Genomic DNA, 1,528 nt, shown 5'->3' with positions numbered 1-1,528 from the left:
GCCTCCGCAGATCGCCACCATGCTGCAACAGCTCCGCAAGCGTGACCTGGTGTTGAGGTGGACGGCCCCTAGTTGGTCGCGTGCCGACAAGATACTGCGCGAGACTACCAAGACGGTCACGATCTGTCATGGTTTTTTCAGTGTCGTGGACCCCGACAGCCAATGGCGGCGTAACCGCCTGTTTCGGTTCCAGACCTATGACGCGGGCGATTACACCGAGATCACGTTGAACGGCGCGCAAAGGAAGTTCGATTGCCTGGCGTCCAAGTGGTTCCTCTTGGCCCGGCATATCGCGCCATGCTGCTATGACACCTTCGCGTCGGTGAGCACCATCGGCACGGTCCTCATGTCCGGCCGGTGCGCCGTGTGCGGCGGCCGCCGCCGCGTCCCTGAGTGCTCGTGCCTGGATTACAAGCAGCTCATGACACGCCGTTGAAAAATACACACATAGTGTGTATAATTGGCGGTATGAAAGATAAGACAACACGGGCACGCATCCAAGTGACCCTCAGCCGGGAACTACTCGAACGCATCGACGCGTACTGCACGCGTATCGGCGTCCCCCGCAGCTCCTGGATTCAAATCGCGTTGGCCGAAACACTCGACCAACGCGAGAGCATGAAGGACGGCAACCGATGATCGCCATAACGATGTTCCTCGCTTTCGCCGTGGTCACGGTCGGCATGATCTCGTACGCGGCCGTCAGCCTCCACGACAACGGCGCCACGGTCAAATCGGTTGCGGGCCTCGTGTTCGTTATCCTCTGCGCCCTGGGCTTCTTCTCCACAGCCATATCCGACACCATCCTGGCCGACGGCATGGTGCTTACCGACTTCATCTGGCTTTCCGCCTTCTCCGCCATCTTCTGCCTTGGCGGATGGGGCGAGATGCGCAGGTTGGAGCGTTACGGATTGGAACGCGCCGCCCTGGTCGCTTTCATCGCCTATCTGCTTCTTACCATCGGTTTCACGCTCCTGTACGTGATACGATAAGCCCAGAAATAAAAACGTCCTTGGACAGTTGACGCTATCCAAGGACCCGAAACCAGAAATTTTGTGAGGTTTTCAAATGGTTTCAAACACACATCCTATCACACCGGAGGAATTCACGCCCGAATATCGGGCGTCCCTCTGGGTACGGCAGTGCATCGAGCAATTCCAGGCTAAGGAAAAGGACGGCGGCGAAGCCGCCCTTGACAGCAATGCAAGTTATGCGGCCACTCTCGACGTGGCTGCCGACTGCGCCGATTTCGCCACCTATGCGCAATTGCGCGCGGACAGGTGGGCGCAGCGTCGCACGGTGCGGCGTGTGCTGCGTGGCACCAGGCCGGGAAAGTGCGGTTTCGAGATCAACAAGGCTACCGGCAAGGGCGTGTATTGGGATGCCGAGCACGGTTCCCGCATCAGCGGCTTGCAGTCCTGTGGCTCCGTGTGGGTGTGCCCGGTGTGCAATCACAAGATTCAGGCCGGTCGTTTTGACGAGGTGAAGCGTCTTATGGATTTTTGCGAGGAGCATGACTATGGCGTCG

The 1,528-nt window shown here is 58.8% G+C and carries 4 protein-coding genes; all 4 read left to right on the top strand.

Translation table 11 applies throughout. The annotated features are described in order from the left end of the window. Positions 1-436, top strand: a 436-nt coding sequence (locus ACR0P8_RS09695) for a hypothetical protein (protein ID WP_432624847.1), incomplete at its 5' end; no start/stop codon positions are given. A 32-nt stretch (positions 437-468) separates the two neighbouring features. Next, positions 469-639: a ribbon-helix-helix domain-containing protein gene (locus ACR0P8_RS09690; RefSeq protein WP_432624846.1), complete on the top strand. Its 171-nt coding sequence runs from the start codon at positions 469-471 to the stop codon at positions 637-639. After that, the gene (locus tag ACR0P8_RS09685) at positions 636-992 is read left to right on the top strand and encodes a hypothetical protein (protein WP_432624845.1); all 357 of its coding nucleotides are present in this window, start codon (positions 636-638) and stop codon (positions 990-992) included. Before ACR0P8_RS09690 ends, ACR0P8_RS09685 begins: the two co-directional genes overlap by 4 nt. 76 nt (positions 993-1,068) lie before the next feature. Next, a partial coding sequence (locus ACR0P8_RS09680; RefSeq protein WP_432624844.1) for a hypothetical protein occupies positions 1,069-1,528 on the top strand: 460 nt, incomplete at its 3' end.

It is taken from the genome of Bifidobacterium sp. (assembly GCF_050874245.1).
Classification (GTDB): domain Bacteria; phylum Actinomycetota; class Actinomycetes; order Actinomycetales; family Bifidobacteriaceae; genus Bifidobacterium.
The sequence above is the reverse complement of the archived record's forward strand: the minus strand, read 5'-3'. Positions and strand labels throughout refer to the sequence as shown.

Bases quoted from the DNA above. Each gene is read 5' to 3' on its own strand.
- ACR0P8_RS09685 (WP_432624845.1), top strand. From the start codon at position 636: ATGATCGCCATAACGATGTTCCTCGCTTTCGCCGTGGTCACGGTCGGC.
- ACR0P8_RS09690 (WP_432624846.1), top strand. From the start codon at position 469: ATGAAAGATAAGACAACACGGGCACGCATCCAAGTGACCCTCAGCCGG.